This window comes from Sinorhizobium meliloti, assembly GCF_017876815.1.
Taxonomy (GTDB): domain Bacteria; phylum Pseudomonadota; class Alphaproteobacteria; order Rhizobiales; family Rhizobiaceae; genus Sinorhizobium; species Sinorhizobium meliloti.
In genome coordinates, this window is sequence record NZ_JAGIOS010000001.1 from 494,310 (window position 1) to 516,052 (window position 21,743).

13 protein-coding genes and 1 pseudogene are annotated in these 21,743 nt (G+C 63.6%); 3 read left to right on the forward strand and 11 right to left on the reverse strand.

Annotated features, from left to right (window positions below; translation table 11 throughout):
- Positions 1–11 precede the first annotated feature (11 nt).
- Positions 12–1,838, forward strand: a complete 1,827-nt coding sequence (locus JOH52_RS02385; RefSeq protein WP_013844052.1) for an AsmA family protein — start codon at positions 12–14, stop codon at positions 1,836–1,838.
- Between the two features lie 204 nt (positions 1,839–2,042).
- On the opposite strand, the gene JOH52_RS02390 is transcribed toward JOH52_RS02385, so the two are convergent.
- The 5 genes from JOH52_RS02390 to JOH52_RS02410 form a co-directional block, all read right to left on the reverse strand.
- Entirely contained in the window at positions 2,043–2,864 is an 822-nt protein-coding gene (locus tag JOH52_RS02390) for an ABC transporter permease (RefSeq protein WP_003527099.1), read from the reverse strand.
- A 3-nt stretch (positions 2,865–2,867) separates the two neighbouring features.
- Complete coding sequence (locus JOH52_RS02395; RefSeq protein ID WP_014529047.1) at positions 2,868–3,779, reverse strand: ABC transporter permease subunit; 912 nt, start codon at positions 3,777–3,779, stop codon at positions 2,868–2,870.
- A gap of 4 nt (positions 3,780–3,783) precedes the next feature.
- Positions 3,784–4,926: an ABC transporter ATP-binding protein gene (locus JOH52_RS02400; RefSeq protein ID WP_003527095.1), complete on the reverse strand. Its 1,143-nt coding sequence runs from the start codon at positions 4,924–4,926 to the stop codon at positions 3,784–3,786.
- A 120-nt stretch (positions 4,927–5,046) separates the two neighbouring features.
- A complete protein-coding gene (locus JOH52_RS02405) occupies positions 5,047–6,141 on the reverse strand; it encodes a polyamine ABC transporter substrate-binding protein (RefSeq protein WP_003527093.1) in 1,095 nt (364 codons plus the stop codon).
- 343 nt (positions 6,142–6,484) lie between these two features.
- Complete coding sequence (locus tag JOH52_RS02410) at positions 6,485–7,897, reverse strand: helix-turn-helix domain-containing protein (protein WP_014529046.1); 1,413 nt, start codon at positions 7,895–7,897, stop codon at positions 6,485–6,487.
- Between the two features lie 227 nt (positions 7,898–8,124).
- Here JOH52_RS02410 and aceA point away from each other — a divergent pair, with 227 nt between their 5' ends.
- Together aceA and JOH52_RS02420 are read left to right on the forward strand one after the other, a co-directional pair.
- Positions 8,125–9,414 carry an isocitrate lyase gene (aceA, locus tag JOH52_RS02415; RefSeq protein WP_003527089.1) on the forward strand — a complete coding sequence of 430 codons (1,290 nt, stop codon included), beginning with the start codon at positions 8,125–8,127 and terminating at the stop codon, positions 9,412–9,414.
- 111 nt (positions 9,415–9,525) lie between these two features.
- Positions 9,526–9,765: an SMc00767 family acetate metabolism repressor gene (locus tag JOH52_RS02420; protein WP_003527087.1), complete on the forward strand. Its 240-nt coding sequence runs from the start codon at positions 9,526–9,528 to the stop codon at positions 9,763–9,765.
- A 164-nt stretch (positions 9,766–9,929) separates the two neighbouring features.
- Here the strand turns inward: JOH52_RS02420 and JOH52_RS02425 are convergent, their stop codons facing one another.
- From JOH52_RS02425 to JOH52_RS02450, 6 genes and pseudogenes are all read right to left on the reverse strand, one after another.
- The gene (locus tag JOH52_RS02425; RefSeq protein WP_014529045.1) at positions 9,930–10,547 is read right to left on the reverse strand and encodes a recombinase family protein; all 618 of its coding nucleotides are present in this window, start codon (positions 10,545–10,547) and stop codon (positions 9,930–9,932) included.
- A pseudogene (locus JOH52_RS36460) lies at positions 10,538–10,932 on the reverse strand (type II toxin-antitoxin system VapC family toxin). Before JOH52_RS36460 ends, JOH52_RS02425 begins: the two are co-directional and overlap by 10 nt.
- Complete coding sequence (locus tag JOH52_RS02435; protein ID WP_017266446.1) at positions 10,929–11,180, reverse strand: type II toxin-antitoxin system VapB family antitoxin; 252 nt, start codon at positions 11,178–11,180, stop codon at positions 10,929–10,931. The pseudogene JOH52_RS36460 and the gene JOH52_RS02435 overlap by 4 nt, the downstream one beginning before the upstream one ends.
- Positions 11,155–11,532 carry a hypothetical protein gene (locus tag JOH52_RS02440; RefSeq protein ID WP_014529044.1) on the reverse strand — a complete coding sequence of 126 codons (378 nt, stop codon included), beginning with the start codon at positions 11,530–11,532 and terminating at the stop codon, positions 11,155–11,157. Before JOH52_RS02440 ends, JOH52_RS02435 begins: the two co-directional genes overlap by 26 nt.
- A 360-nt stretch (positions 11,533–11,892) precedes the next feature.
- Positions 11,893–12,447 carry a DUF6990 domain-containing protein gene (locus JOH52_RS02445; protein ID WP_107010461.1) on the reverse strand — a complete coding sequence of 185 codons (555 nt, stop codon included), beginning with the start codon at positions 12,445–12,447 and terminating at the stop codon, positions 11,893–11,895.
- 3 nt (positions 12,448–12,450) lie between these two features.
- Positions 12,451–21,570, reverse strand: a complete 9,120-nt coding sequence (locus tag JOH52_RS02450; RefSeq protein ID WP_107010460.1) for a two-partner secretion domain-containing protein — start codon at positions 21,568–21,570, stop codon at positions 12,451–12,453.
- Between the last annotated feature and the right edge of the window lie 173 nt (positions 21,571–21,743).

A 21,743-nucleotide genomic window follows, 5' to 3' on the forward strand; every position in this document is an offset into this window, starting at 1 on the left:
AGTCCGACCGAATGACGAGGAAGATGTTCCAGATATTGCGCGATTCGCGCCTGTGGGCGCGGCTTCGCCGACGCCACCTCGTTTGGTCGGCCGCCATAGGCATCGCCCTCGCCGCCGCGTACAATGCCGCGCTGCCGCTCGTGGTTTCGACGACCGAGGCCCGCGCGACGATGGAGCGGATGCTCGACGACTGGTCGGGCGGGAAGAGCACGATCAGCGGCGAGCCGGAAGTCCGGTTCTGGCCGGAACCCCTGGTGACGCTCCCCGCAACGACGATCGTCTCCACCGGACCCGAACCGCGCCGGCTCGCAGAGATCGGCCGCATCACCGCTTCGTTCAGCCTGCTTTCCGCACTTCGGGGCGAACAGGCTCTTGAGGAGATCACGCTCGTCGATCCGGTCATCACGCTCGAGCGCGGAGCGAACGGCGCCGTCAACTGGCAAAAGCCGGACTGGCTGGTGCCGCCGGGTAATGCCATGCCGCGGGATGAGGCTCCCTTCGGAGATATCACGATCGAGAATGGCCGCTTCCGCGTTGTCGACCGCCTGGCGGCGACCGGGGAGGGCGTAGACGTCGCGGGGATTTCCGGGACCCTCAAATGGCCTTCCTTCGGTGGGCGGCTGAGCGCACAATTTGCCGCGGTCATCGGCGGCGAAGCGGTAGGCTGGGCCTTCGTATGCGAAGAACCGCTCGCCCTCTTTGCCAGGCGCAACGCCGCTCTCAAGACATCGCTGACGTCGGCTCCGTTGACCTTTTCCTTCGAGGGCACCGGCAATTTCTCGTCGCAGCCTTTCGCCTCCGGCCATCTGCAGATGTCCGCACCTTCGCTGGCAGCGCTTGCCGCGTGGTACCGCGGGTCTCCGGATGCGGAATTGCCCCCGGGCGGGTTCAGTATCGATACGAGGGTGACCACCGGTGAGACGGCGCTGAAGCTCGAGGAGCTCCAGCTGGCGATCGGCGAGGCCACGGCGACGGGCGTTCTGGACGTGCAATTGCCGTCCGGCAAAGGGCCGCGCGTGGAAGGCACGCTCGCCTTCGACCGGATCGATCTCAACGGTTTGCCATTGGCAACGCTGAAGCCGGCGCAGGGGGACGACCGCGGATGGCGGATGGCCCAGGCTCTTGTCGGGGGCTGGCGCCTGGATGTCCGGCTGTCGTCGCAGGAAGTCCTGGCCGGTCCGTTGCACCTGACCGATGTCGCGGCCGGGGTGATGATCGATGGAAGCCGGGTTTCGCTCGACATCGGAGACAGCACCTATGCGAATGGCAGGCTGAGCGGCCGCGCCGTGCTTTCAGAGAAAGGGGTGGGGCAAGGCGGCAAGCTGCAGGTGAACCTGAAAGACGCCGACTTCGCTGCGGTCCTCGACAGCTTCGGCCTCAAGGGTCCCGTTCCGACAGGCCGGGGCGTTCTCAGCGTCGATCTTGCCACCGGTCGCCCCCTCTGGGAGGCCGGCGTCGCCGATGTCTTCGGCCGTCTCGATTATTCGCTCACCAATGGCAGGCTCGCCGATTTCGACGTTCACGCCTTCACCGATCTCGTGCGCAAGGGGGAATTCTTCTCCCTGTCGCAGGCAAGCGACGGCACGCTCGAGTTCCAGACGGCAGACATCGAGGCGAGCTTCGGCGGCGGCACCGCCCGGCTGGACCGGGCCGCTTTCGTCGGCCCCGCCGGCAATATTTCGGTGACCGGCGTCGTCCCCTATCGAAGCGGCAGTCTGGCCCTGGCGGGGACGCTCGCGGCCCCCGAGGCCGGCAAGGAGCCGCTGCAATTCTTCATCGGCGGCTCCTGGCCGAATGCGGTGATCTCGCCGCTTTCGGTTCTCCTCAGCCCGAAGTGACATCGATGCAATAACGCACTTCCGGAGGGAAAACCATTACACACTTTTCCTGGAAATGCTTTGAGGCCTGTTGAGATTGGGAATCTCGCCGCGGCTTGTTTGATCTTCTCATCCCTGTGCTCATCACAGAGATGACGAGGAAGAGAGATGGCACTCGTCCGAGCAGCCGTCACAAACTCGAGATGAACCTCAACACGCCCTCGCTCACCCAATCGCCGCGAAGGCTGCTCGCTCGTCCTTTTCGCGCTGGACTTCACGACGCTTCGTGACGATCGATGCGACGATCACGCCCAGCGCGACGATGCCGATCAGGATCGTGCAGATGGCATTGATTTCCGGCGTCACGCCGAGACGGACCTGGCTGTAGATCTTCATCGGCAGCGTCGTGGCGCCCGGCCCGGTCGTGAAGCTTGAAATCACGAGATCGTCGAGCGACAGCGTGAAAGCGAGAATCCAGCCGGAAAAGACGGCCGGCGCGATCACCGGCAGCGTGATCGCGAAGAAGGTCCTGACCGGGGTCGCGCCGAGATCGAGCGCCGCCTCCTCGATCGACTGGTCGAAGCTCAGAAGACGCGACTGGACCACGACCGCGACGAAACACATGGTGAAGGTGATATGGGCGAGCGTGATCGTCCAGAAACCGCGGTCGAACCCGATCGCCACGAAGAGCAGCAGCAGCGACAGGCCGGTGATCACCTCCGGCATCACCAGGGGCGCATAGACCATGCCGGAAAACAGAACGCGGCCGCGAAAGCGGGTGTAGCGCACCAGCGCGAGCGCCGCCAGAGTTCCGAGGACGGTCGCGCAGGTCGCCGAAAGGAGCGCCACCCGGATCGTTACCCAGGCCGCGTCAAGAAGTCCCTGGTTATGCCAGAGCTGGGTGTACCATTTGGTCGAGAACCCGGCCCAGACGGTGACCAGTTTCGACTCGTTGAAGGAGAAGATCACCAGGAGCACGATCGGCAGATAGAGAAAGCCGAAGCCCAGAACGACCGAGGCGATGTTGAAACGGGACCACTTCTCCATAGGTCACCTCTCCTCGCCGTCGGCTTTGGCCTGGATGTTCTGGAAATAGACGATCGGTATCACCAGGATCATGAGCAGGATGATCGCCACCGCCGACGAAACCGGCCAGTCGCGATTGGAATTGAATTCGCTCCACAAGGTCTTGCCGATCATCAGTGTTTCCGAGCCGCCGAGGAGGTCGGGGATCACGAATTCGCCGACAGCCGGAATGAAAACGAGGAGGCAGCCCGCCACCACGCCGGGGAGCGACAGAGGAAAGGTCACGCGCCAGAAGGCGGCGGCAGGCGTGCAGCCGAGGTCCTGGGCGGCTTCCGTCAGCGAATGGTCCATCTTCTCAAGCGCCGAGTAGATCGGCAGCACCATGAAGGGCAGATAGGAATAGACGATGCCGATATAGATCGCCAAGTTGGTGTTGAGGATGATGAGCGGCTGATCGATCAGGCCGACCGCCGACAGAAACTGGTTGAGCAGGCCCTCCGGCTTCAGGATGGCGATCCAGGCATAGACGCGGATCAGAAAGCTCGTCCAGAAGGGAAGGATCACCATCATCAGCAGCGTGGGCCGCAGCGAACGCGGCGCCTTTGCCATGCCATAGGCGATCGGATAGCCGATCAGGAGCGTCAGGAAGGTCGAGATGGCGGCGATGACGACGCTCGACACATAGGCGTTGAAATAGAGGACGTCCTCCGTCAGCCAGACGTAGTTGTCGAGCGAGAATTCGCCAAGCTTCTCCATAATGCCGGAAAGGCCGCCGGCCAGGTCGAAGACGGGCATATAGGGCGGCATCGCAACGGCCGTCTGCGACAGCGAGATGCGGAAAACGATGAAGAACGGGATGAGGAAGAAGAACAGGAGCCAGGCATAGGGAATGATTATGACCAGGCGGCTGACGAGGGCTGAGGCAAGTTTCGCCATGGCTTCAATCCTTCAATACGACGCCCGCGTCGTCGCCGAAGGAGATCCAGACCTGCTGGTCGTAGCCGAGCGGGTCCTCGACCGCCCGCACCGCATTCAGCGATGACGCCTTGACGACCTTGCCGTCCTTCAGCCGGATGTGAAAAACCGTCATGTCGCCGAGGTAGCCGATGTCCCATATCTCGCCTTCGGCGGCGTTCACCGGCGCATGCGCCGGCGGCTGTCGGCCGATTCTGATCTTCTCGGGCCGGATGGCGACAGCCGCCTTTGCGCCGTTCCCCGGTTTTTCCGGCGACGCCATCCGGACCGGGATGCCGCCCGTCGTCTCGACACGGATATAGCCGTCTTCAGCCGAGGTCACCTTACCGTCGAATATGTTCACGTCGCCGATGAAGTCAGCGACGAAGCGCGAATTCGGCGCTTCGTAGATCTCCGCCGGCGTCGCCACCTGGACGACCTTGCCGTGGCTCATGACGGCGATGCGGTCCGCCATCGTCATCGCCTCTTCCTGGTCGTGGGTGACGACGACGAAGGTGAGGCCGAGTTCCTGCTGCAGGTCCATGAGCTCGAATTGCGTTTCCTCGCGCAGCTTCTTGTCGAGCGCGCCGAGCGGCTCGTCGAGCAGCAGCACCTTCGGCCGCTTTGCCAGCGAACGGGCAAGGGCGACGCGCTGGCGCTGGCCGCCGGAAAGCTGATGCGGCTTGCGCTTGGCGAACTTCTCCAGCTTGACAAGCTTCAGCATCTGCGCGACGCGTTCGGCGATGTCCGCTTTCGGCATTCCGTCCTGCTTCAGGCCGAAGGCGACGTTGTTTTCGACCGTCATGTGCGGAAACAGCGCATAGGACTGGAACATCATATTGACCGGGCGGCGGTAGGGCGGGATGCCCGCCAGGCTCTGGCCGTCGAGGATGATTTCGCCTGATGTCGGCTGCTCGAAACCGGCCAGCATCCGCAGGAGGGTGGATTTGCCGCAGCCCGAAGCGCCGAGGAGCGCGAAGAATTCGCGCGTGTAGATGTTCAGCGAAAGATCGTCCACGGCGGTGAAGTCACCGAACTTTTTGGTGACGTTCTTGACGGAAATGAAAGGCTTGGAGGCGGGGTCCGCCCATGGCGCGAAAGAACGCCGGATACTTCCGAGAGACTTCATCATCTATCCTCGAATGGCACAGTCCATACGCAATGGCCGGCGCCGACACGTCGAGAGTTGAGCGCAGAAACTTACAAGAAAATTGCCCGGATTTGAGGTCCGGGCAATTCGTTTTCGCTCCTACTGACCAGTGACGATCCTGGTCCAGAGCCGGGTCAATACCCTCTGCTCCTTAGCCTCGAAGGGCGTCGTGGTGAAGAGTTTCTGCATCACGGCATCGGACGGATAGATGGCGGTGTCCTCGAGCACTTCCTTGTCGAGGAACTGCTGCGAGGCCTTGTTGCCATTGGCGTAGAACACGTAGTTCGAGGCCTTGGCGATGACTTCCGGCTTCATCATGTAGTTGATGAACTCGTGCGCCTCGGCGACATGCGGTGCGTCGGCAGGGATAGCCAGCATGTCGAACCACATCTGCGCGCCCTGCTCCGGGATCGAATAGTCGACCGTCACGCCGGCCTTTGCCTCGGCAGCACGGTCGCGCGCCTGGAAGACGTCGCCCGAGAAGCCGACGGCCAGGCAGATGTCGCCGTTTGCGAGCGCGTTGATATATTCAGACGAATGGAACTTGCGGATATTGGGACGGACCTTCATCAGCAGGTCGGCTGCCTTTTCGAGATCCGCCTGGTCGTGGCTGTCGGGATTGAGCCCCAGATAGGCGAGCGCCGAGGGCATGATGTCGGTGGGCGAATCGAGGAGATGGATGCCGCAGTCCTTGAACTTCGCCGCAATCTCCGGGTCGAAAATCACATCCCAGTTCGGCTTCTCGTCCGTGCCGAGAATCTCCTTCATCTTCTCGACATTGTAGCCGATGCCGGTCGTGCCCCACATGTAGTCGACGGCGTATTCGTTGCCGGGATCGTACTGCGCGGTACGCTCCATGACCATGTCCCACATGTTGGAAATGTTCGGCAGCTTCGACTTGTCGAGCTTCTGGAACACCCCGGCAGCGATCTGGCGCTGCAGGAAATAGGCGGTCGGAACGACGACGTCGTAACCGGAACCGCCGGCGAGCAGCTTCGTTTCCAGAATCTCGTTCGAGTCGAAGACGTCATAGACGACCTTGATGCCGGTCTCCTTGGTGAACTCCTCCAGAATACTGTCGTCGATATAGTCCGACCAGTTATAGACGTTGACGACCCGCTCCTGAGCGAAAGCCAGCATGGTGGATCCCGCAAGCACCGCGGTGGTCAAGGTTGCGACGATGAGTTTGGACATACAACTCCCCTCTTGATTATCGGCTCGGGACAGTAATCTTCTTCTCCAGTGCCGTTACGCCCCGTCTGTTGATCGTGCCGATGCGGAGGTTAGGCATCTTTCTCGATAAGCTCAAGGAGTTAGAGCGGTTCCAGGAAAAAAGTGGCTCGCGGTTTTCCAGCCCGAAATTCCCTCCTCTCACCTCATCCCTGTGCTTGTCACGGGGCCCAGCAGCGCCGCGTCTGCGGACGCGTAAGAGTTCAATCGGCCCAAGGACTTGGGCCGGCTGGATTCCTGTGACGTTTCGGGACTCGCGGTCGTATAACGACGTTCGCTTGCGGATTGCGCGCCATTTCGCGCGGGCTCACTGAAAGTCGAAGACGCTCAGCCCGGTGGCCATTTCGTCGAGACCGAGCGGTCGGGTGATCGGCGGTTCGGCGCGCGCCAGGCACCCCTGCCGCTCGCAAAGCCGGCAGGCCGGACCGGTTGCGATCGCCGGCATGACTGCGGCGGCGCCATAGACCGTCTCGTTCGCTAAGGTGGCCTCGCAGCCGATGAGAATCGCCGTGCGCCGAACCCGTTCGTGGAAGGCGGCCTGCGGACCGTCGACGGTGCGGGCGACAGTGAGGAATTCGGTGCCATCAGGCATCTCGACGCGGTCGACGAGAAGCTGGCCGGGCACGGCAAAGGCAGCCTGGACGTTGAGCTTGGGACAGCCGCCGCCGAAGCGGGCATGGGGAAATCCTTGCGCTCCGGCGCGACGCAGCCTGTTGCCGGCGCTGTCGATCTCCATGAGAAAAAACGGAACCCCCGCCGCGCCGGCCCGCTGCAGCATCGTGAGACGATTGGCGACCTGCTCGTAGGAGACCTGGAAACGCACCGCAAGAACCGCGACATCGTATTTCATCCGCTGCGCGGCGGCGAGAAATGCCGCATAGGGCATCATCAGCGCATGGGCGGCATAGCGCGCCAGTTCGAAGCGGCCGATGCGCCGCGCTTCGGCGGTGGTAAAGCGGAACTGCTCGAGCTCGGCGGCAATCGCCTCGTGGCAGGCGATCGAAGCCACCTCGATCGCGATCTCGCGCAGCCGATCGAAAGGCGACAGACGTTCGGAGATGAAGAGGCGCATCGAGTGGCGGTCGAAGCGGCGGCGCAGGGTGGGCATAACGTGCACCGGCAGGGTCCGGACCGCAAGTCCGTGCTCCCTTCTCAGCCAAGCCTTCATTGCGCCTGAAAGATCGTCGCCGGGCGAGAGGCTTGCATGCAGGGCCTCCGCCGCCTCCTCTATGCGGGCGAAGTGATTGGGCCGAGCCTCGAACGCCTCGCGGACTTCGTCCATCGGCAGCCGGGTATCGGCAAGTGCCGCCATATGTCCCTCGCCCGCCAGCAGAGCGGCGAGATCCCTCAGACGCGAGGCCTGTTCGCGGTAGGCGCGATAAAGCTTGACGATGCCGCCGGAGACGTTCGGCGCCGCTTCGGCGACCTCCACCAGTTCCTGGTCCCCCGGCAGTTCGCCGGCAAGCAGCGGATCGGCAAAGACCTCGCGCAGCTGCGCAAGACCGCTGCCCGCCTCACCCTGAAGCTCTTCGAGATCGACCTTGTAGACGGAGGCCAGTTTCAAGAGCAGCTGCACCGTCAGCGGCCGCTGGTTGCGCTCGATGAGATTCAAATAGGAAGGAGAGATGCCAAGCGCCTCGGCCATGGCCGTCTGCGTCAGCTGAAGGCCGTTGCGGATCCGCCTGACCCGCGGCCCCGCAAAAATCTTGTTCTCGGCCATTGTAATTCCCTTTACAAACCAGGCAGATGATCCGCTTTGACATCTTTTACAACTTTACTTGCGGATACTGTCAAAGGCAAGACAAGCTAACCCGTTTCCGCCGGCTTGAAACAGGAATTCGATAGCGGGTTTCTGCAGCGCAATGTAAAAACTGTCACATGATCTTCCGGCCTAGAGACGCCATAAGACGAAAGCCGAAGACGAACCGATTTCACGAGGAGGCAGGTATGACTGATTTTTACAAGCTCGTTCCAAATGCGCCGGAGGGGCGCTTCGACGGAATCGAGCGGCCCTATTCCGCCGAGGACGTGAAGCGGCTCAGGGGCTCGGTGGAAATCCGTTATTCGCTTGCCGAAATGGGGGCGAACCGCCTCTGGAAGCTCATTCACGAGGAGGACTTCGTCAACGCACTCGGCGCGCTTTCCGGCAATCAGGCGATGCAGATGGTGCGCGCAGGCTTGAAGGCGATCTATCTCTCCGGCTGGCAGGTTGCAGCCGACGCCAACACCGCTTCGGCCATGTATCCGGACCAGTCGCTCTATCCGGCCAACGCGGCTCCGGAACTCGCCAAGCGCATCAACCGCACGCTTCAGCGCGCCGACCAGATCGAGACGGCGGAAGGCAAGGGTCTCTCCGTCGAGACCTGGTTCGCGCCGATCGTCGCCGATGCGGAAGCCGGCTTCGGCGGGCCGCTCAACGCCTTCGAGATCATGAAGGCCTTCATCGAAGCGGGTGCGGCGGGCGTCCATTACGAGGACCAGCTCGCGTCGGAAAAGAAGTGCGGCCATCTCGGCGGCAAGGTGCTGATCCCGACCGCGGCTCATATTCGCAATCTGAACGCGGCACGGCTTGCCGCCGACGTGATGGGCACGCCGACGCTGGTCATCGCCCGTACGGACGCGGAAGCGGCGAAACTGCTCACCTCTGATATCGACGAGCGCGACCGCCCATTCGTCGACTATGATGCCGGCCGCACCGTCGAGGGCTTCTACCAGGTGAAGAACGGCATCGAGCCCTGCATCGCCCGCGCGATCGCCTATGCGCCGCATTGCGACCTCATCTGGTGCGAGACCTCCAAGCCCGACCTGGAGCAGGCGCGCAAATTCGCCGAAGGCGTGCACAAGGCACATCCGGGCAAGCTGCTCGCCTATAATTGCTCGCCGTCCTTCAACTGGAAGAAGAACCTCGACGACGCGACGATCGCCAAGTTCCAGCGCGAATTGGGCGCCATGGGCTACAAGTTCCAGTTCATCACGCTCGCCGGCTTCCATCAGCTGAACTACGGCATGTTTGAACTGGCGCGCGGCTACAGGGATCGTCAGATGGCGGCCTATTCGGAGCTGCAGGAAGCGGAATTCGCTGCCGAAGCCAACGGCTATACGGCGACCAAGCACCAGCGCGAAGTGGGCACCGGCTATTTCGATGCCGTGTCGGTCGCGATCACCGGCGGCCAGTCGTCGACCACTGCCATGAAGGAATCCACCGAGCACGATCAGTTCCGCCCGGCAGCAGAATGAACGAGCGGGACGCGCGGCACCCCTGCCCCGCCGCGCGTCCCCAACCAGACCTCGAAACTGAAGCGGGGATCAACGAAGTCCCCCGCGACCATCGCCCAAAGGAGCACTCCGATGACTGTACAGACACGCGTCAAGGAACGGGCCGAGGAACAATCGTCGGCCATGACACCGGAACAGCAGGCGGCGATCCGCATGGTCGCCAACGACCTGCACCGCCTCAACCAGGCGGTCATGAAGGCCGTCGATGCGGGGGTTTCCGTAGAACTGGTCCGTTCGGCGCGCCATCACGGCGGCGACGGCAACTGGGGCGACCTGCTGATCCCCGTCATCGTCACGCAAGGCAGGCACTGATTGTTGTCGTGCAGCGCGACGTCGCCGAGGCCGGCGATCGAAAGATCGCCGCCGAGAATCCCCGTTTGACGCCGTTGCGTCGAGAGAAGATGGCCCGCGCCGTCGTAGCAGGCGGTCTTTTCAAAGCAGCATTGAAGACGGAGTGAGTTCGCTTCACTACGGCGCTATGTAGGAGCCCGTTCCGAGGTCTTTTCCGATCCGGCCCAGCCGACCAGACCGACGCTGGACCTGGCAGCGGGGATATACCGGTAAAGCGTCGCTGGCGAGACACCAAGGCGGCGGGCCACGTCCTCTACGTTGATCTCCCGATCAGCGAGGAGTACCTTCGCGGCCTCCAGATCGGATGCCTTCAACTTCGGCGGCCGGCCACCCTTGCGGCCGCGTGAGCGGGCCGCATTGAGGCCGGCGCGGGTACGCTCGCGGATCACGCCACGCTCGAACTCCGCAAGCGCCCCGAAGATCTGGACCACGAGCCCGCCGCCGGCCTTCGTCGTGTCGATCGCTTCGGTCAGCGACCGGAATCCGATTCCGCGATCCTCCAAGGCTTCGACTGTCTCAATGAGCTGCTTGAGGGACCGGGCAAGCCGATCGAGCTTCCACACCACGAGCGTATCGCCCTCGCGCATGTAGTCGAGTGCGGCGGCGAGCTGCGGCCGATCGCGGTTCGCCTTCGAGGCGGTCTCCTCGAAGATTCGGGCGCACTCAACCTTCTGCAGCTCATCGAGCTGCGCGGCGACTGTGTGATCTCGCGTCGAGACACGGGCATAACCTATCAACGCCATTTTTCGATATCCGTGTGTATGAAATCGTCACCCTTGAAGAGCAGGGGAGCCGAGAGGCTCTTGGCGAGGGCATAGGCGGCACAGTCAGCGAGGTTGAGTCGAGCTTTCGAGTGAATGCCCTTGCCGAATCGGCCGAAGGCTTCCGAGGCCTCGCGCGCCTGTTCCTCATTAAAGGGGGCAACCTCGATGCCGTTTACGCTTAGGAAGCGCCAGAAATCCTCCGCGCTCTCAGGGCCCCGCGTGCTCGCAGGATCATCGCGGTTTCATGTGCGTTGACCGCCGACATGACAAGCTGGTCGGCTGACGCCATAGCGTCAGCGAGCGGTAGGGCGTCGTCTTCTGCTTGGAAGATCGCGACAACGGCTGACGAATCTACGACCATCATAGGGCGTTCAAATCGTCAGCTATTTCCTGCGGGCTACGTGGGTCGAGGACCGGCCGAGCGGCGACCTTCTTACCGAAGGCGAGCATTTCGGCGGCCGTCATCCGGCGCTTCGCCGACAACTCGTCGGAGACGCCGAGCGCCTTGGCCTCGCGTTCGAGCGCGGCCCGGATCAGGTCTTCAGGTTTGCGGCCAACCCGGGCTGCAACCCTGCGCGCGAGCTGTTCAGTATCGTGGGTGAGCCGCAACATTGGCTTCTCTCTCAAAAGTCGCGAATATGTAGCATGTTTTGAGAGATCGAAACAAGCAAGCGTTTTGAGAGACAAAGGCTTGTGCTTCGATGCCCGTCGGGATGTCCGCGAAGTCGTTCAATGCTTCATGGAGGAAGCTCATCGCGGCGGTGTAGTCCTGCGGCCACGCCGACTGCGCTGTCGCGTAGTCGTAGAGCGGGAGGTTCGACAAGGCCGTTTCGGCGTTCAGAAGCGTGTTGCGATGTTCACTGGAGCCGCTGTCGAGTTGCCCGAACACGGTTTGGCCGTCGACATAGATCGGCCCCACGTAACTCTGCTGCGTCTTCGCATCGTAGGAATAGATGTCCTGCACGGCGGCGAGGCACGACCTCGTCCTTCGCGGCGAGGCGGATGGAGCCGCCGCTGCCGAGCGCCGTGCCTACGAGGACCGCGCTGTCGCCAGCTTGACGATCAGCAGTTCACCCCTAACGTCTCAACATTAGCCATTGGCACGCGCAAGAGGTGCCCAGGTGGTCTCAGCTATTCGAGCCGGCACACTGAGTTAACCGGCGCCCGCACGCTGCTACGTTCATCGCGTAGCTGCTCGCGCCGTCTTCCGGAAAAGGTCGTTCTGGACAGAAACTTTAAGGTCACCGCAGCCCGCCCGCACTGATCCGTTTCGAGCCCAGAAACAGGGACACCGCCCAGCAGGAACGCACGGACGAGGTGAACCTCAGGCTTTCTCCAATGCAATATCAATGGCACGGTCGATCATCTCAGGCTTGATCATCGGCACAAAATTTAAACGTTTTCCCCTCCTGAATATCTCCTGGTAATCCATTAACGTGCTGAAATCGCCCAAATATGCCAAAGCGGTCAAATGTTTCAACTGAGATTGGCCATTATCGGGCGGAGGACCAGAAAGCGCCTTGACTTCAGTAAAATTGTCCTGGGCTTGCCACCATTCGATTGCTTCGCGGCTAACCATCTCTATCTCTTTTCTGGAAATTTCGGCAGCTCGCCTTTTCACGCAGTTCTGAAGAAGCCACATGTGCGTTTGCTTTATTCCGGCTATTCTTCCAAATATACTTGTGTAAGATTTTAAACCAGAAGAGATGCCGAAATACATTGTCTGATCGCAAAGAAGCTGACGGATCTGAAGAACGGCTTGGAGCTCATTATCGCCCTCGTCCATGGACAGGACAGCATCACCTGATTGTTTCTCCCTACTTGCTGTCCAGCGGAGCAACTTGAATTCCGCAAGCGCCTTCTTTTCAAATGTATTCATGATTTACAATCCCGGTGCGGAAATTTGAAAGACAGGTATACCGTTCGGATAGCCTTGATCCCGCAGGGGGACATTCGGAATGAGCCTCAAACGTTCTGCGACTGGACCTGACGGCACAGCATCGCCACTCGAAATCTGCGGAAAGATCGACATTTGGGACGACGTGTTTGGCCCATTTCCAGTCTTAATCTCAATGATGCCACTGACCTGAGTTTCGCCGGGTCGACGATAAACAATGTCCGGCTTACATGAACCGGTTTTGCAGAGGCTCCCGAACGTAACGTCATTCTCAACGGTATAGCCTTGCGACGACAATTGTGCACTCACATCATTCACATATTCTTGGTGATGCTTGTATTTCCGCGTGATCGACACATTTGGATTGGTTGATGGGTTTGGAACCTGTGCTTTTCTCCCGCCAACTAGGGTGTAGTAGCGGCCACTGGTGTCCCGATAAACCTGCTGACCATCAAGGTCCGTACCTGCGACCGTGTACGATCCGCCTCTCGGGCCGGAAATCGTTCCGTCGGCATTGCGGGAATATCCCGTGGGCAGTCCACCCTCTGGAGCCTCAACCGCCTGCCTTGCCTCAGCGACCGTATCGTACTGCTTGCCGTCCGGATCTTGTAGCACACGACGACCCGAGGACAAGGCGACGACGGTCATCCCTCTTGTCAAAAGATCGCCGAACAATGCCTCTTCCAAGGCAACCCCGGCGACCGGCCCCCATGTTCCGTTGAGGACGGCGTTTTCTACCTCCTCGGGCGTAAGGCCCGTGCGTCCCGTCGTTCCCTCGGCAAAGCCGATGGCCGCCGCTGACCGTGACTCCGAGGGCAGCGCGGCAAGCAGCTTCTTTATCCCGTAAGCTGCTGCTATCGTCGGCTCTGCCGCACGGATGTTCGAGGCGCCATACGCCGCGAAGATCGACCGCGTCCGATCCGGCGAAGACGACAGAGCGGCGACAAAGGCTTGTGCTTCGATGCTCGTCGGAACGTCCGCGAAGTCGTTCAATGCTTCATGGAGGAAGCTCATCGCGGCGGTGTAGTCCTGCGGCCACGCCGACTGCGCTGTCGCGTAGTCGTAGAGCGCGAGGTTCGACAAGGCCGTTTCGGCATTCAGAAGCGTGTTGCGATATTCACTGGAGCCGCTGTCGAGTTGCCCGAACATGGTTTGGCCGTCGACATAGATCGGCCCCACGTAACTCTGCGCAATGAATGCTCGGGCTTCGTCTTTATAGTTGGCGCGTCGGCCGGGACCTCCATACACGCCGAAGGCGTCCGAGACGCCGTCGAGGGTTTCTGCTGCCAGGATGCCCAGCGCCTGCTCCCGTGTCAGGTCGCAGACGTTCTTCATCCGGCACATCCAGGAAATGAATGCGCCCGCGTTTTCGTTGATCCATTCGACTTCCGTGCGGTGAAGCTGGCGGTTGTTGGTGAGCGCGGATACGGCAATCGCAGCGGCGAGGTTGACGTTATCAGCGTCACCGCCGGAAAGTAGGTAGCCGGCGACGGCGCCGATCAGCTCGGCGCGATCACGCTGCTCCTGATCGGACAGAGTCGTACCCTTGAGAGAGCCAGCAAAAAAGCTCTGCGCGACGGCGCCTGCCGCACCCGCTGCGCAATTGCCGCCCTGTGCCTCGGCTGCGGCGCAGCCGGCAAGCCCGTGCAGCAGCGCGCTCGGCAGGGTGCCTTCGCCGAGCCCGAGATCGCCGATGCCGCCCTGGACATCGGCGAGCGCCAGGTTGACGACGGTGCTGAGCAGCGCCTGGGAGAAGCCGGACCCGAAATCGGTGCCGTAGACGAGCGACGTCAGGCCGGAACCGATGGCGCCGTCGAGCGCTCCGTCGAGAATGCCGCCGAGCGTCAGCTGGCCGTTGCCGAAGCCGCCGAGCAGGCTTTCGTTGAGGAGGCCCTCCGTATCGATGCCGAGGGCCGAGAGATTGACGGCGTCCTTCAGCCCCGCGGTGGCACCGGAGAAGGCGGCGCCCTTGAGGATCTCGCCGATGTCGTAGTTGCCCGAGACGATGCCGTCGAGGCTCTCGACGATGAAGGAGGAAGTGAAGGCTTCGGCGGCGGCCCAGCCGCTGAGACCCGGCAGGACCGTTCCGACGATGGCCGGCGCCACGAAGTTGGCAACCGCGACGGCGACGAGGGCCTTGAAGGCGGGCGAGAGGGCGACCTGCTTGTCGTAGAAGTATTCGTTGGCAAGGCCCGCCTCGATGAAGGCGAGCCCGGCGATGGCGAGGAGTTCCTCCGGATAGAGATCGCCCGGATTGGCCGGATCGACGCCGGCCTGGTTATAGAGGCTGAGGTTCGCCTGGCCGCCGATCGAGAAGTCGACCGCGCCGCCTGCCTCGAAGGAGGAGAGCTTGGCGGTCTCGCGGAAGCTTCTCTCGGTGATCGTCGTCATGGTGACGAGGCCGAGATTGTTGGAGAAGAAGGCCTTGCGCTCGCTGTCGATCGCCGCTTCGACCTTGAAGTCGCCGCCGGTATCGACCGAAAGATTGCCGCCGGCGGCAAGATGCGCCCCGACGAGCGTGGTATCGGCGCCGGAGACGAGGGTCAGATCGAGCGCTGCGAGCGCATCGGTGCCGGTGCTGAAGCGGCTCTCGGCGCTGGAGTTCGTGGTCGAGCCGAAGAGGCCGAAGAAATAGCTTTTCTTCGTCGTGCGGCTTTCCTGGAAAATGTCGGTATAGGCGCCGGCGTAGATGTCGCCTTCCGTCGCCGAGAGGCCGATGTCGCCGCCGGCCGAGACGAAGCGGGAGCCGGCGGTGACGAAATCGCCGGTCTCGGCGATGACGTCGACGTCGCCGGCCGCTGCGATCGAGACGCCCTCATTGGTGACGCGGGCCTTGGAGACGGAGGTCGACTTCTTCTTGAAGAGGCTCTTCTTCTGCGTCTTCGCATCGTAGGAATAGATGTCCTGCGCCGCGGCGAGCACGACCTCGTCCTTCGCCGCGAGGCGGATGGAGCCGCCGCTGTCGAGCGCCGTGCCGACGAGGACCGCGCTGCCGCCGGCAAGCGCCGACAGGTCGCCGCCGGCGTTAAGCTTCGTCGCGGAGCTGGCGACGGTGGAGATGTCGAGGCTGGACCTGCGGCCGCTCCTTTGAAACGCGGTGGTGGACTCCACCGCCGACAGCACCAGGTCGCCGGCCGCCGCCAGGCTGAGGGCGCCCGCCGCATCGCCGGTGACGCCGGCAAGCGTCAGCGCGCCGCCACTGACGATCGCAAGGTCGCCGCCGGATTGGAGGGTGGAGAGCTGTTGGTCGACGGTCTCGAAGGTGCCGTTGGCCCAGGTGCCGGCGAAGCTGCGTTCGAGCCCGGTCAAGGTCACGCCGGCGTTTCCGTAGATCGAAAGGTCGCCCGCGGAAACGATCGAGGTGCCGGCCGCGAGGAGTTCGCCGCCGGTCACCAGCGCAACGCTGCCGCCGCTGATCGTGGCGTTCTCGAAGGACGCGGCGTCGAGGGCGGAGAGTGTCAGGGCGCCGCTTTCGGCGATGAGTCTGCCACTATCGACCGAGACCGTGCCTGCGCTGACCGTCAGGCTGCGGCTTCCCGCGATTGTCCCGCTGCTGGTGAGCGAGCCGGAGGCGATCGCCACGTCCCTGCCCTGGATCAGGGCGCCGGTCGCGTCGAGCGAGAGCGGCACGGCCTTCGGATAGACGGTGCGCGAGCCCGAGCCGTCTGGCGCCGGCACCTGGACCGGCTTGTCGAGATAATCGAAAGCGGGGACGGGCACGCGCTCACCCGCGCGCTTCAGGGCAGCGAGGATAGTCTCCCGACCGTTGTTGACGAGGTCGTCCCGGTAGGCGAGCCGCCCCTCGGACATCAGGTAATCAGAGGTGACGAAATTGGCGTATTGCGTGAACTCCGGATCGGTCTCGGCAAGCGTGGTGAGGCCGGCGACGAGGAGCGCATCGACGGAAGCGGTGGGCGAGAGCGAGGGCCGAAGCGGCACGACCGGCAGCAACTTTTCGGAGAGCACCGCGGTATCGACGGGAATGACGGTCGGCGTGCCGGGAAGCGCAACGGACGCCGGTGCGGGCCTGTCCACCGCGACCGGCGCCAAAGGATCGACGACGACCGGCCCGTACCGGTTGACGGCAATCGGAGAAAGCGGATCGAACTTCGCAGGAGGGCCGGTATCGACCTTCGTTTCTGATCCCAGATCGGTGCCTTCGACCTTGCGGACCTCGCTGCCGTTGCCGGCCACGGGCGCCGTATAGTCGTCTGTCCGGGTTTCCGTAAGCTCGAAGTTCTTGTCGCTGGCGGGCGGGACGCCGGCCATGTCCGGATCGCCTGCAGCCTGCCGCTCGGCGATATAGGCGTTGAGTTTGTCGAGCACGTCCTTCGTGGAGAGCTCGGAGGAAGGCAGCGTGACGTTCTCGAGATTGCCGGAGATCGCAACCGTGCCGTTCGCCTCGATGCGGCCGCCGAAGGTGTCGTAGAACTCGACCTTGCCTTCGTGGCAGGTGAAGCAATCCGGGCGCTTATGCACCTCGACGAGGAACTGGCTGGCGCCGAGCGCCTGGTTCTTCACGTCGTCGGCGGTGATGACGATGTTTTCGGCCGCCGAAATATTGCCGTAGATGTTCTCGACCTTGCCGGCTTTGATGTCGATGCTGCCGCCGGCGACCAACTCGGCAAGCACGCCGTCATCCTGGAAGCGGTCCTGGTAGAGGATCTTGACGATGTCGTAGGCGGCGCCGGACCCGGCGGTCATCGCGTTCCACGGCGAGGTTGCAGCGGCCACCAGCCGGTTCGAATAGACCGTTGCGGTTTCACCCGTCGCGGGATCGGTACCGGTGCCTTCGACCTCGAGCGAGGTCGGTTTGAGGATTGCCTTGACGTCGTCCGTGACGGTGGTGCCGCCGGAGGCGAGCGTGTCCCAGAGCGCCGCATAGGCTGCGGCGTTTTGCGGCAGGATGTCGCCGTTTGAGGCGAAGGCGGTGTCGCTGACGAGCTCTTTGATCGCGGCGGCCGGATCGGGCGTTCCGGCGGCATTCGCCCTGGCGAGCATGTCCGGCCAGATGCCGGCGAAGGCGGCGGCGAGCGCCGTACCGCTCGGTGTCGTCACGCTCGGTTTGACGATCGAGCGGCTTGTGGCGGAGAGCAAGGAACCGCCACTCACCAGGTCGGCCCAGAGCGCGGCATAGGCACCGGCATGGGACGGCTTGATGTTGCCGTCGGCATCGAGATAGGCGGGATCGATCAGCTTGAGGATCTCTTCCGCCGGCTCGGTCGTCCCGGCACTGCCTTTCTCGAGCCATTTGATGATCTGGCTCGAGCCTATCGTGGGCGCGGTGCCGACATTGTAGACCTCGTTCGCGCGGATCGTCAGGTCGCCCTGGAGAGCCTCGATGCGGCCATCGGTGTTCTGGACGACATCTGCGGGATCGAGCGCGGCGTTCGCGGCAAGTGTGATCGAACCGTTCGCCCAGATGACGCCGCCATTGTTCAGGATCTGATCGTTGTAGATCGCGAGGTCGCGGCCGGAGACGAGCGCGGCGGCGTTGATGAAGGGGGCGGCGGCTGCAATCGTCAGGGTATCGCCGCCCGAGACGAGACCGGTATTGGCGAAGGTGCCGGCGGAGACGAGATCGATAGAGCCGCCGCTGAGCGTGCCGCTGCTCTTCAGACCGCCGGAGCCGGCATTCACGGCAAGCAGGCCGGTTGCGGCAAGCTTTCCGGCGATATCGACGGCATCCGCAGAAATTGCCGCATCGCCGGCGCGAATGCTCGAATCTTCCGTGGCTGCGAAAACGGTGGCCGCGGCGATCGTCAGCGCCGACGTGCCCTCTATATTGCCTTGGTTGTCGATCGCCGCCCCGGAAGCAAGCGTCGTGCTGCTGCTGACGAGGCTGCCGGAATTGAACAGACCGCCGGTGCCGGCGGAGACGTTCAGGCCGGTATCGGCGAGGGTCGTACCGGCGGAGAGAATCCTCTCGGCGGCGAGGTCCACGGCGCCGCCATCGATGCGGGCGTCGGCCGTGGTGGTCAGCGTTTTGCCGGCGTCAAGCCGGATCGCCCCGTCGCCTGCGAGGACGCCGCTGTTGGTGATATTCTCGGCGGCGGCAAACAGGTCCTGGGCGCCGACGATGCGGCCGTCGTTGCGGAACGCCGCCGTGGTCTCGAAGCGCGCCGATCCGCCGATGAGCGTCCCGCTGTTGCCGATACCGCCACTGTCCGCGACGATCTCCAGCGTCCGGTCGGCCACGATCGTGCCGGCGGTAGCGACGCTTGCGGCATCGATCGCGACCGCGCCGGCCTGGATGCCGGAGCCACGGCCGGTGGCGACGGTTCGATCGGCGTCGATCCCAACGCGACCGCGGCTGAGCAGCGTGCCGTCGTTGGTGACGGCCGCGGCGCCGATGATGACCTTATCGATCCCCTCGACGACCCCGGCATTGCCGACCTCGCCCGTGGACACGAGCTCGGCAGTCGAGGCGCTGATCGTTGCCGAACTGGCGGTTCCGCCGCTGCCCGAAGCGAGCCGCAGCGTCGTTTCGGCAAGGATGACGCCGGCGGTTGCAAGGCTCTCCCCGGAGACATCCACGGCACCGCCGGCGACCCTGGAACCGTCATCGGTGACGACCGAACGCGCGGCCTTCAGCAGAACGAGGCCATTGCTGGAAAGCACGCCGCTGTTGCGGATATCGGTCGCCGCGATGAGCAGTTCGGTACTGCCCGCGACCGCGCCCTCGTTGCGGAAGGAGCCTCCCGTCCCCGCGACCGCCCGGGCGCCGACGAGCGTGCCGCTGTTGACGATACCGCCGCTTGCCGAGACGATTTCGAGGGCGGCGTCGGCGACCACCGTGCCGGCCGAACGGACCGAACCACCCGTGAGCGCGACCGATTGCCCGGCGATTTCGGCGGCGGCCATCGTTGACAGCGTCTGCTCCGCCGAGAGGCCGATCGTGCCTTCGCTGGTGATCGAGCCGCTCACCAGCAGACTGGCGGCGGCGCCGAGGGAGACGGCGCTGCGTCCGCTGATGGCGCCGCTATTTGCAAGTTGACCCTTTGCCGTAGCGTTAACGGTCTCGCCGGCCAGAAGCCCGCTGTTGCCGATGCCGCCGCCTCCGGCCGCAATCGTCAAGGCGGCGTCTGCGACGACCGTGCCGGCGGAGTGAAGCGCTGCCGCTGAGAGGGCGACATTCCCGCCGGATGTCTCGGAGTTCTTGCCGAGCGCCATCGTCGCGCCGGACTGCAGCCGCACTGTCCCGAGGCTGGAAATCACCCCTTCATTGCCGAGATCGGCGGCGGCGGCGATTGCCACCTCGTCCCGGCCGCCGATCTGCCCCTCGTTGAGGAGGGCGGCCGCCGAGCGGATGCCGGTCGTCGCCGCCTGGACGGTTCCCCTATTGGACAGACCTCCCGCCGCCGCTTCGATCGTCAGTGCAGCATTGGCGACGATCGTGCCGGCGGTTTCGACCGTTCCGCCGCTGAGTGCGACGGTTCCGCCTGATATCTTCGAGCCGGCCGTTGCCGAAAGCCTGAGCCCGGCGGATATATCGAGTGCACCCGCGGCCGCGATGGTGCCGCTGTTGGCCGTGTCGCGCGTGGCAACGAACGTCGCCGATGCCCCCGCGAGCGAACCGCTATTGGCGATCGAATCGAGGCTCTCGATACGCAGGTCACGAGCAGCGAGGATCGCGCCGGAATTGCTTGCATTGCCGGTGCTGGCAATGGCCACCGATTCGCCGCTGAGTTCGCCATTGTTCGCCAGACCGCCGGAGCCGGCCGTCACGGCCAGAGCGCCGGCGGCCTTGAGCAAGCCCGCGGTCGCTACCGCCGTGCCGCCGAGCCGCAGGCTGCCGGCCGAGACCTTCGCGCCCGCTCCCGCTTCGAGCGTCTCGCCGGCAGCGAGTTCTACTGCCCCGCCGGCGTCCAGACTGCCCTTGAGGGTGAGGTTCCCGCCGGCCGTGAGCACGGCGCTGCGCGCCGAGAGCGCCGCATCGGCCCCGACGGCGAGGGAACTGCCCGTCGAGCGCAATGTGAGCTTGCCGCGGGCCGCGACGGCGGCTGCGACATTGGCGGCGCCGGCGCTTTCGAGCAGGATGTTGCCGCCGGAGGCCTGGCCGGTAAAGGTCAGCGCGCCTCCCGTGCGGATGTCGACGAGGTCGCCCTGTTCGGAGGTTACGGACCCTTCGAGCAGAAGCGGTCCGTCGCTGCGCACGATTACCTTCTGCCTGGCCTTGAGGCCGACGCCGGAGGATGAACCGAGGCTCAGGCGTCCGGCACTCGAGAGCGAAAGGCTGGATCCCGAGGCCATTTCTCCATCGATGCGCACCCCGACGCCGCGCTCCGTGGCGATCATCTGAATGGCATCGGCGTACATGCCGCCAAGTGCCGAGACGTCGACGGCGAGCGCCGGCGCGGCCCCGATTCCGTCCTGGGGTGCGACGCCGGTTACCTTTCCGGTGGCCGGATCGTAGGACCAATCGTATTTGACGGCGTTGGCGCCGCTGACGACGTTCAGGCCTTTGGCACGCATGCGGCCGTAGATCGCGGCCGCGCGCGCGATGACGTCGACACGTCCCGTATCGGAAGCGCCGACACGGCTTTCCGGGTTCAGGCCTGCGCCGGTGATCGTCACGGTGCCCTGGCGCACGTCGAACCGGTCGAGGCCACCGGCCGCGTTCAGCGCCGGGGCTCCGGTCGTAAGTGTCGCGCGGCCCGTATTGATGAAGCCGCAGCCGCTGCAGGTGATGCCGTACTCGTTGGCAAGCACGACGTCCATCGTCGGTCCGCCGACCTCAAGCATGCCGTTCAGCTCGGCCGCACTGCCGCCGACGACTTCGCCGATCCAGAGCTTTGCGGGATTGGCGGGCTTGAGGTTCGGATTGCCCTCGATCCATCCGCCGAGTTCGGTCGTGACATTCGTCGGCGAGTTGTTGAGGATCAGGTCCCCGGCGGAGAACTTCCTGTATTGATCATGCGAGACGCCGGCGGCATTCGGCGTGTCGATGTTGAGGATCGTCGTTCCATTATGGGCGCGGTCGACACGCGGGCGTGCGGTGTCGGGTCTGACATGGACGATCTCTCCGGCACGAACGAGCATGGGCTGGAATGCCAGGACGGCGGCAAGCAGCCCGCTGATCGACCGTTTGAACCCATTCTTCATTCCCGAACCCTCATGGTGCCGGCCCGGGCCCGCAGACTGTGGCCGTCGTCAATGCCTCAAAAGCCGATTTGGCCGGCCCGCCTGTGCGGACCGGCCAAAATCCTCAAAACCGCAGGTCGACGCCTGCGTAGCCGATGGTCCGCCCGGCCCCGAAATCCGAGGGCCGGTCGAGC

What these genes read in the sequence shown, in the direction of transcription:
- JOH52_RS02385 (WP_013844052.1), top strand. Translation starts at nt 12, where the DNA reads ATGACGAGGAAGATGTTCCAGATATTGCGCGATTCGCGCCTGTGGGCG.
- JOH52_RS02390 (WP_003527099.1), bottom strand. Translation starts at nt 2,864, where the DNA reads ATGGAGAAGTGGTCCCGTTTCAACATCGCCTCGGTCGTTCTGGGCTTC.
- JOH52_RS02395 (WP_014529047.1), bottom strand. Translation starts at nt 3,779, where the DNA reads ATGGCGAAACTTGCCTCAGCCCTCGTCAGCCGCCTGGTCATAATCATT.
- JOH52_RS02400 (WP_003527095.1), bottom strand. Translation starts at nt 4,926, where the DNA reads ATGAAGTCTCTCGGAAGTATCCGGCGTTCTTTCGCGCCATGGGCGGAC.
- JOH52_RS02405 (WP_003527093.1), bottom strand. Translation starts at nt 6,141, where the DNA reads ATGTCCAAACTCATCGTCGCAACCTTGACCACCGCGGTGCTTGCGGGA.
- JOH52_RS02410 (WP_014529046.1), bottom strand. Translation starts at nt 7,897, where the DNA reads ATGGCCGAGAACAAGATTTTTGCGGGGCCGCGGGTCAGGCGGATCCGC.
- aceA (WP_003527089.1), top strand. Translation starts at nt 8,125, where the DNA reads ATGACTGATTTTTACAAGCTCGTTCCAAATGCGCCGGAGGGGCGCTTC.
- JOH52_RS02420 (WP_003527087.1), top strand. Translation starts at nt 9,526, where the DNA reads ATGACTGTACAGACACGCGTCAAGGAACGGGCCGAGGAACAATCGTCG.
- JOH52_RS02425 (WP_014529045.1), bottom strand. Translation starts at nt 10,547, where the DNA reads ATGGCGTTGATAGGTTATGCCCGTGTCTCGACGCGAGATCACACAGTC.
- JOH52_RS02435 (WP_017266446.1), bottom strand. Translation starts at nt 11,180, where the DNA reads ATGTTGCGGCTCACCCACGATACTGAACAGCTCGCGCGCAGGGTTGCA.
- JOH52_RS02445 (WP_107010461.1), bottom strand. Translation starts at nt 12,447, where the DNA reads ATGAATACATTTGAAAAGAAGGCGCTTGCGGAATTCAAGTTGCTCCGC.
- JOH52_RS02450 (WP_107010460.1), bottom strand. Translation starts at nt 21,570, where the DNA reads ATGAAGAATGGGTTCAAACGGTCGATCAGCGGGCTGCTTGCCGCCGTC.